The organism is Zongyangia sp., from assembly GCF_965361945.1.
In genome coordinates this window covers 1-9,123 of the sequence record NZ_CBDTOK010000011.1, presented here as the reverse complement: position 1 = coordinate 9,123, position 9,123 = coordinate 1, and the positions used below count along the sequence as shown (strand labels likewise).

The window sequence follows — 9,123 nt, the reverse complement described above, 5'->3', positions numbered from 1 at the left end:
ATGACGTCGGTGAGGCTTTCGCTCTCATCCAATCCACATACCAGCACATTGACACTCTTCTCCTTAATCTCCGGAGAGTTCTCCAAGGGCTTGCTGGTGGTGGCATTAGGGTCAGCTGTAGTCTCAGGTTTTTGTTCAAAGGGACGGTAATTTTTCATTAGCGCAACGGCGCCTACTGCCAAAACACAGATAACGGCAAGGATACAGACGGCAATCGCCGTCTTTTTCCTACCAGATTTTTTCCTCTTTTTTCTCAGATCGTTCAATTTGATTCCTCCCGATGTGTGACACAAAGCTCGTCGTATGCCATGACAGTGTCAAATGGAATGGGAAGCCGTTTTTTTGACAAATTTGATATAGAAAACCGGATGGATTCAAAAAGAGCCTCATCCAGATTTTTGTTCACCATTTTTCTAATTGCATTGACATCTTTATAGCTTCGGTCAGCGGATGTCATATCCGCCATATAAATCACTTTTTCCATGAGGGACATCCCACCGCGCCCGGTAGTATGATACCGGACTGCCATGATAATCTCCTCTTCTTCAATATGAAGCTCTTCTTTGATGAAGACGCTGGCCGCAAACCCATGCCAAATGGGCGGAGAGGCCAGCTGAATGTTGTCAAAAATTATACCAGACTTTCTAATCCATTGCAACTGTTCCGGAAGGGGCGTATTTTTTAAAATATCGTGCAAAATCCCCGCAATATAGGCATTTTTAGGGTTTGCTCCGTACTTTTTTGCCAAGCGAACCGCCTCTTTTGCGACGCAGAGGCTATGGTTGTACCTGTAGTCATCCAGCATTGTTTTCGCAAGTTTTACATATTGTTCATTTTCCGTCTTAAGTCCCATTTTGATACAACCTCTTTTCCCGGATATATCTTTCCACCTCTGGGTCTAGATACCCGCTTACATCTTCTCCCCGACGGATTTTTTCCCGCAGCTGGGTGGATGATATTTCAATCACATCCAAATCCAGCACAATGCATCTGCCACCTTCTTCTGTCAATTGCCGGGCACAGGCGGCAAGGTTATTCTGTTCTTTATCTTTGCGTGCTGCAGCGCAGAGGGTTACCTGCTGCAAAATATCCCGGTAATGATACCAGGTGTGAAAGGAAAGGAACATATCGCTTCCCATAATCAGAAAAAACTCAGCTGTGGGATACAGAGCCCGCAGTTTTTTTACCGTCGTATAGGTATAGCTTTTTTCTTCGCTTTCCACCTCAATACCGCTGACCTCAAAATTGGGGTCATCCCGCACAGCAAGCCGGCAAAGCTGCATCCGCTCCTCCCCGCTGATGAGATTGCCGGCCATCTTGTGGACCGGCACATGGGTGGGAATAACCAGCAGACGGTCTAAATCCAGTTCTCGATAAAAAGCCCGGGCTATATGGACATGCCCTTTGTGGATAGGATTAAATGTCCCCCCAAAAATGCCGATACGCATATCCTTTCCCCCGCTTTTCTTTGCTTCTTATTTCTATTTTAGCTCGATGACCGGCTTCTTTTCGTTGCGCTTATACAGCACAAAGCGGGTGCCGATGACCTGCACCACATCAGATTTCGTCTTTTCCGCCAGGATCTGGGCCGCTTCCCGGGCATCTACCGGCGCCGTTTCCAGCACCCTCATTTTGATCAGTTCCCTGGCCTTTAAGGCATCGGCCACCTGGATGACCAGGTTTTCTTCAATGCCGCCTTTGCCCACCTGTAAAATGGTGTCGATGGGGTTCGCGAGGCTTCTGAGCTTGGCTCTCTGTTTACTGGTAATCAATGGATAAACTCCTTCTGTTTAAATTTGTGATAGGCCGTATAGTCGATCCGCCAGTCTTTTATTTTTGCCGCATCAGCTGGGCAAATTCCTCCACAAACTGGCGGAGGGCCCGTCCTCTGTGGCTGATATCATCTTTTTCCTTGGCGGAAAGCTCCGCAAAGCTTCTTTCCCCCACCATAAAAATAGGGTCGTAGCCAAAACCGCCATTTCCCCTTTTTTCAAAGCCAACCGTACCCTCGCACTCACCGCGGGTGGTCAGGCTTTTTCCCTGGTCCCAAACATAGCAGATGGCGGAGACAAAACGGGCGGAACGCTCCTTTACCCCCTCCATATTGGAAAGCAGCTTCTGAATGTTCTCGTCGTCGGTGGCATCTTCGCCCGCATACCGGGCGGTATAAACCCCGGGAGCTCCATCCAGGGCGTCCACGACAAGGCCAGAGTCATCGGCGATGGCCGGGATGCCGGTTGCCGCAAAGACGGCCGCCGCTTTGAGGTAAGCGTTTTCCTCAAAGGTTGTACCAGTCTCCTCCACCTCAATGTCCGCTCCCGCTTCTTTTTGAGAGAGAATCTCTACTCCATAGGGGGCCAGGATCCGCTGAAATTCCTTGAGCTTGCCCATATTACCGGTGGCAACCACTACCTTCATGCTGTTTCCTCCTCATCAAAGAGAGCGTCAACAAATCCTTTGGCGTCAAAGGGCTGCAGGTCGTCGATCTGCTCTCCCACGCCGATATATTTGATGGGGATCCCCAAATCATCCTTAATCGAGATGACCACGCCGCCTCGGGCAGTACCGTCCAGTTTTGTCAGCACAATACCGGTAAGGCCTGCCGCCTCCTTAAACTGACGCGCCTGGTTGACTGCGTTCTGGCCTGTGGTGGCGTCCAGCACCAGCAGAACCTCCATATCATTCTCCCCGATCTCCCGGTGGATCACCCGGGAGATTTTGGCAAGCTCATCCATCAGGTTCTTCTTGTTATGCAGTCTGCCCGCCGTGTCGCAGATGACCACATCTACCCCTCGGGCCTTGGCCGCCTGCATACCGTCATAGACCACAGCCGCCGGATCCGCACCCTCGCCGTGCTTGACAATATCCACTCCGGCCCGGTCTGCCCAGATTTGCAGCTGATCGATGGCGGCAGCCCGGAAGGTGTCTGCCGCTACCATGAGGACCTTCTTTCCAGAGTCCTTTAGGTTGGCGGCCATCTTCCCGATGGTGGTGGTCTTGCCTACCCCGTTGACGCCGATGACCAAAATCACCGACGGCTTGGAATGGAGGTTAAGCTCCTCTCCGCCGGAAAGCATCTCGGTGATGATCTCCTTGAGCGCGCCCTTGACCTGGGCGGCATCGGTGATCTTCTCCGCCTTTACCTTTTCCCTGAGCTGGTCGCAGATTTTCTCGGAGGTTCTTACCCCCACATCACCCATCACCAGAAGTTCTTCCAGTTCTTCAAAGAGCTCCTCATCCACCTTGGTGAAAGAGCCAAACATCTGGTCCATCTGGCGGATGACCGACTCCTTTGTCTTTTTCAGCCCCTTGCTGATCTTTTCAAAAAAGCCCATGGCAATTCTTCCTTTCCTCTTTGCTAAGTGCTGGCCTTCATACCCAGCTTATTCTCAATTTCGCTGACGTCGATGGAAAGCAGCTTGGACACGCCTTCCTCCTGCATGGTAACACCATAGAGCACGTCCGCTTCTTCCATGGTGCCCCTGCGGTGGGTGATGAGGATAAACTGGGTCCTGTCGCAGATACTCCGCAGATAGGCCGCGTACTTGGCCACATTGACGTCATCCAACGCCGCCTCAATCTCATCGAGTACACAGAAGGGGGCGGGCCGGACCTTGAGAATGGCGAAATAGATGGCGATCGCCACAAATGCCTGTTCTCCACCGGAAAGGGCGGCCAGATTTTTGATAATCTTCCCCGGCGGCTGCACAAAGATGTCGATGCCGCATTCCAGCACGTCATTTTCATCGGCGAGGCTGAGCTTTGCCTTACCTCCGCCGAACAGCTCTACGAATATCTGGGAGAAGTTGCGGTTAATCTCCTCAAAACTTTTGATAAACTGACGGCGCATGTCCTCTGTCAGCGTACCGATGAGCCGTGTCAGCTCCTCCCTGGATTTTTCCACGTCATCAATCTGCGCCTTCATAAACTGATAGCGCTCCGAAACTTCCTTGTATTCCTCAATGGCCCCTACGTTGACAGAGCCCAAGGCCTTGATCCGGGAGCGGATTTCGGACAGCCGTTTTTGGCCTGCCTGCTTGTCAATCTCCTTTGCCAGGGACTGGGCCTCCGACCGGGTGAGCTCATATTCGTCCCACAATTTGGCGATGATGCCGTCATATTCGATCTGCAACGCGCTTCCCCGCTCTTTTAGCCGGACAAGCTCCCCTGCATGGTTTTCTCTCGTCACCGAAAGCTCCCGCTCTTTGGTCCGCAGCTGGGTGGACTGCATCTCATTTTGCTGCCGTTCCCGATTTTTTACTTCCACCTTTGCTTCCAGCTCTTTGATCTGGCTCTGCAATTGGGAGCAGGTTCCTTCAATGTCCTGGATATTTTTATGTATCTCCTGGATGTAGGCCTCTTTTTCCTTGATCCTCTCCTTGGAGATACGGCGCTGTTCCTCTCTGCTCTCCCGCTGCTCCCGCATCTGGGCCAGAGACTGCTCCAGCATCTGGATATCCTTTTCCTCGCCTAAAATAGCCAGGCGCATCTCGCTGAGCCGGGACATGAGAGTCTCCCGCCGCTGCTCCAGATCCTGCATCTTGCCTGAGGTGTCCTCCTGGCTTTGTTCTAAGGCGGTAATGATTCCTTTTTGTTCTGTCTCCTTGTGTTCTAGCTCTGCCAGCCGCTCTTTGAGCTTGGCAATGGTATCCGCCAGGCTGGTGTCGTCGCTGTCCATGGCCGCAAGATCCGAGGATAGCTGCTGGCATCGGGTGTGCAGAGCACTTTGCTGGGCTTGCAGCCGAACCTTGTCCTCACCCCGGGCAATAATCTCGCTGCGTACGGCGGTGAGCTGAGCCTCCAGCTCGCTGACCGCCTGCTGATACTTGGAAAGGGACGCCTCCATTGCTGGGAAGCCTGCCTCCATTGCAGCCGCCTGCTTCTCCAATGTCTCGATCTCGCTTTTCCTGCTGAGAATACCTACATTTTTGGACACCGAGCCGCCGGTCATGGAGCCGCCCACATTGACCACCTGTCCATCTAGTGTGACAATGCGGAACCGGTGGCCGAAATCCTTCGCCATCCGCACGGCGTCATCCAGCTCCTCCACCACCACAATGCGGCCGAGCAGGTTGTCCACCACATTCTGATAGCGTTGATCGCACTGGACCAGATCCGCTGCTAGGGCCACAAAGCCGGTGTGGTCGGCAAGTCCTGTTTCCCGCAAGCGGTTGCCCTTGATGGTGCTCAAGGGGTAAAAGGTGGTCCGGCCTGCCTTGGCTTCCTTAAGTTGGCCGATGGCCCGTTTGGCTACCTGTTCGTTTTCTACAATGATGTTCTGGAGGCTTGCGCCCAACACCGTCTCGATGGCCACCGTGTAACCCTGCCCCACACTGATAACACTGGATACAGGCCCTACCACACCCCGGAGCTGGCCGGAATGGGCCCTGTTCATGACGAACTTGACGCTATGGGAAAACCCCTCCATATTTTTTTCCAAATCTTCCAGCAGCTTGATCCGGGCCGTCAAGTCCCGGTGCTGGTTCCGTTTTTTTTCTGCCGCGCTCTTTTCTGCTTGCAGCTTTTCCCTACGGGAAGAAAGCTTGTATTCATAGCCTGCCACCGCGTTTTTTAAGGAGTCCAGTTCCTCGATCACCCCTTCCAAAACGCCCTGGCAGTCCTCTTCCTGACGTTTGGTATCCTCCAGTTCCTCTTCCTTGGATTTTCTGGCCAAAGCGGCATTGGTAATCCGCGCCTGCAATTCCTCCATGGTGGAACGGGACGAGGCCTCCTCCAGCTGGGTCCGTGAAAGATCCCGATGAGCCTGTCCCACCTGTTCTGACAGCTTCTGCATCTGCTGTGAAAAACGCTCCCGCTCGTCATCCAAACCGGTGAGCTCCGCGGCCTTATTTTCGAAGTTCTCCTGCTGCTTTCTCAGGGCAGCCTGCTTTTCCCCAATCCGGGCAGTCTGATTTTCTAACTCCTGTCTGGACGTCTCGCTGGCCTCTTCTCCCAAAGCCACCGCTTCAGAAAGGGCGGCGATGTCCGCCTGGGCGTGCCGGATATCGTTTTCCAGCACCGCGATCTGGGAACGCTCCTCCCCGATCTTATCCCGCAATTGCTGCGCCTGGGCTTTGCTTGTATCAATTTCCAGTAGCGCCGCCTGTGCCCTTTCAAAAAGCGCCTCTATCTCCTTTTCCAGCCCATCAATTTCCCGCTGGACCTCGTCATAGTGGCCCTGGGCAATGAGGATCTTTTCATCCTGGTCCTTCATGGACTGGGTCAAGGTCTTGAGATTGAGGTTCCACAAGGAGATTTCAATGTCCTTCTTTTCCTCCGACAGCTTCAGAAACTCCTGGGCCTTCTTTGACTGGATCTCCAACGGGCCTACCCGTCCTTCCAGCTCGGAGAGAATGTCCCGCAGCCGCAATAGGTTCTCATAGGCCATATCCAGTTGTTTTTGCGCCTCTGCCTTCCGGTAGCGGAATTTGGAGATTCCCGCCGCCTCCTCAAAAATTTCCCGGCGCTGGGTGCTCTTGGTGGAGATAATCTCCGCAATCTTTCCCTGGCCAATGATGGAGTAGCCATCCCGGCCAAGGCCGGTGTCCATGAACAATTCATGGATATCCCGCAGCCGGACGTTGTTGCCATTGATGCGGTATTCACTTTCTCCGCTGCGGTAGAGCTTACGGGTGATGGTGACCTCGTCGCTGTCGATGTCCACATCCCGCTCAGTGTTATCCAGGGTAAGGGATACCTGCGCAAATCCCTGGGGCTTTCTGGCCTGGGTGCCGCCAAAGATGACATCCTCCATCTTCGCTCCCCGCAGGTTCTTGGTGGACTGCTCCCCCATGACCCAGCGGATGGCGTCGCTGATATTGCTCTTCCCACTGCCGTTGGGGCCCACTACCGCTGTCAACCCCCGGTTGAAGGTCAATTTGGTTTTATCCGGAAAGGATTTAAATCCGTGCAGTTCCAGCGATTTCAGGTGCAAACTCGATCACTTCCCCTCTGCTTTAACCTCATATTCCAAAAGGCCGGGGCACTCTTTTATCTTGGTTTGATAGCCCAGCCCTGTCAGTATTTCTAAATTTCTTCTCTTTTGCCCCGCCATCTTGGATGTATGCCCCGGCGCCACCCACAAAATAAGCTTTCCATAGGGGAGGCGCTGGGCTTTGATTTGTTCCAGGGCATGGGCAAGATAGATTTCATTTTCACAAAGTTCTCGGAAGGCCGGATGGTAAAGCCCCGCCACCATGTGATTTTCCATCTCCTGGGAGGCATGCAGGCCTAACCGGATAACCCGGATTCCCTGTCCCTCGAAAAAAAGAAGGAGCCTGGCGCAAAGTTTCACCGTCTCATCAAAATCCGGCAGCCGGTACCTGCCCTCATCCCACAGCCGGGCCAGCTGCGTTCCCCGAAGGATCACGGTAGGATAGATCCGTACTGTATCAGGATGGAGGGCCGCCAGTTTTTTTGCCGTTTCCTCTGCGCCGGAGAGGGTATCTCCATATAGCCCTACCATCATCTGCAGCCCCAAAGAAAAGCCCATCTCCCGGATGCGCCCTGCTCCTGCTGCCACATCGGCTGCCGTATGTCCCCGCTGGTTTTTAGACAGCACCCCGTCATCCATGGACTGGGCTCCCAGTTCAATGGCGGTAACACCGTAATCTTTGAGGATGGAGAGGATCTCAGCCTCCACAGCGTCGGGGCGGGTAGAGACCCGGATGCCGGAAAAGCCATCCTTTCCCACAAAGGGAGCGGCGGCCTCTAACAGGGCAGTCATATATCCGCGGTCAATGGCGGTAAAGCTGCCGCCAAAAAAGGCGATTTCGCTGTTTTGAGCCCGCTCTCCTAGGTCAGACAGGGCTTGTTCACAGACCCGCCTGACTTCCTCTGGTTTGGGCGCCTGTACCGCGCCTGAAATGGCGTGCTGGTCACAGAAGCTGCACCGATGGGGGCAGCCAATGTGCGGGATAAAGAAGGCGACATTAGCGTGCCTCATTCTCCCATGAGCGCCAAAGCTTCCTTGGCCGCCATCTGTTCGGCGTCTTTCTTGCTGCGTCCCTCTCCCTTGCCGATAACATTGGAATTGAGATGGACCTCCACCGAAAAGTGCTTGTCATGATCCGGTCCGCTTTCCCCCACCAGCACATAGGTCAGCTGTTCCTCCCTATTTTGCTGGATGATCTCCTGCAGGGCCGTTTTATAGTCCTTGAAAAAGACCTTTTTGTCCTTTTCCACCTGCTTTTTCACAAAGCCCAGAATGAACTTTTTCGCGTGTTCCATGCCTCCATCCAGATAGATGGCTGCAATGAGGGCCTCAAAGGCGTCGGCCAGGATGGATGGACGTTCCCGTCCGCCCATCTGCTCCTCTCCCCGGCCCAGCATCAGGTACTGGCCCAGGCCAATCATATGGGCAAACTCACACAGGGATTTCTCGCAGACCAAGGAGGCCCGCAGCTTAGTCAGCTCCCCTTCGGGCAGGTGGGAATAATGTTTGAACAGATAGTCAGACACCACGATGGAGAGAACTGCGTCCCCCAAAAATTCCTGCCGTTCATTGCTCACAAGTCCTCGCTTTACCTCATTGACATAAGAGGTATGGGAAAGGGCTATGGTCAGATATTTGGGATTTGAAAAGGTATATCCGATGACTTTTTCCAGTTCTTTTTCTTTCATTCCTATCTCTCCCGCAACTACTGCTCCACTTTCTTCAGCTCATCCAAGGATTTTTGAATCTCCCCGATCACATCGTGCTCCACAAATTCCTTGGCCTGACGGATGGCATTTTTAAACGCATTGGCATTGGAGCTGCCGTGGGCCTTGATGACAGGCTTTGCAATGCCCATTAGAGGCGCCCCGCCGTACTCGGTGTAATCCATCCTCTTTTTAAAGTCCATCAGCCCGCCTTTAATGCTGGCCGCCGCCAGCTTGGTCAGGGTGTTCTTGTAAAGGATGTTTTTAATGTTGCCCATCATGGCGGAAGCCAATCCCTCTGTCAGCTTGAGGACAATATTGCCGGAAAAGCCGTCGCATACCACCACTTCGCATTCTCCAAAGGGAACATCTCTGGGCTCAATGTTTCCTGTAAAATGCAAAGGCGCATTTTTGAGCAGGCCAAAGGCATCCTTTTGCAGATCGGTGCCCTTGGTGTCCTCTGCCCCTACATTGAGCAGCCCT

At 53.3% G+C, this 9,123-nt stretch carries 9 protein-coding genes and 1 pseudogene; all 10 read right to left on the bottom strand.

The annotated features are described in order from the left end of the window. On the bottom strand, positions 1-266 hold a 266-nt coding region (locus ACZ25G_RS00745), incomplete at its 3' end, for a hypothetical protein (protein WP_463681192.1). Next, on the bottom strand, positions 263-853 hold the full coding sequence (gene yqeK, locus ACZ25G_RS00740) for a bis(5'-nucleosyl)-tetraphosphatase (symmetrical) YqeK (RefSeq protein WP_191481641.1): 591 nt from the start codon (positions 851-853) through the stop codon (positions 263-265). The genes ACZ25G_RS00745 and yqeK, both read right to left, overlap by 4 nt. After that, positions 843-1,448: a nicotinate (nicotinamide) nucleotide adenylyltransferase gene (nadD, locus tag ACZ25G_RS00735; protein ID WP_463681191.1), complete on the bottom strand. Its 606-nt coding sequence runs from the start codon at positions 1,446-1,448 to the stop codon at positions 843-845. The genes yqeK and nadD overlap by 11 nt, the downstream gene beginning before the upstream one ends. A 33-nt stretch (positions 1,449-1,481) precedes the next feature. Next, a complete protein-coding gene (locus tag ACZ25G_RS00730) occupies positions 1,482-1,772 on the bottom strand; it encodes a YhbY family RNA-binding protein (protein WP_191481643.1) in 291 nt (96 codons plus the stop codon). A 58-nt stretch (positions 1,773-1,830) separates the two neighbouring features. Continuing rightward, a complete protein-coding gene (locus ACZ25G_RS00725) occupies positions 1,831-2,418 on the bottom strand; it encodes an XTP/dITP diphosphatase (RefSeq protein WP_463681190.1) in 588 nt (195 codons plus the stop codon). Further along, entirely contained in the window at positions 2,415-3,335 is a 921-nt protein-coding gene (ftsY, locus tag ACZ25G_RS00720) for a signal recognition particle-docking protein FtsY (protein WP_191481645.1), read from the bottom strand. Before ftsY ends, ACZ25G_RS00725 begins: the two co-directional genes overlap by 4 nt. Before the next feature lie 23 nt (positions 3,336-3,358). Next, entirely contained in the window at positions 3,359-6,934 is a 3,576-nt protein-coding gene (gene smc, locus ACZ25G_RS00715) for a chromosome segregation protein SMC (protein WP_463681189.1), read from the bottom strand. A gap of 6 nt (positions 6,935-6,940) precedes the next feature. Beyond that, positions 6,941-7,945: an elongator complex protein 3 gene (locus ACZ25G_RS00710; protein WP_463681188.1), complete on the bottom strand. Its 1,005-nt coding sequence runs from the start codon at positions 7,943-7,945 to the stop codon at positions 6,941-6,943. Continuing rightward, a complete protein-coding gene (gene rnc, locus ACZ25G_RS00705) occupies positions 7,942-8,622 on the bottom strand; it encodes a ribonuclease III (RefSeq protein WP_463681187.1) in 681 nt (226 codons plus the stop codon). The genes ACZ25G_RS00710 and rnc overlap by 4 nt, the downstream gene beginning before the upstream one ends. A 17-nt stretch (positions 8,623-8,639) precedes the next feature. Next, positions 8,640-9,123: pseudogene (locus ACZ25G_RS00700) on the bottom strand (phosphate acyltransferase PlsX); the annotation flags it as partial.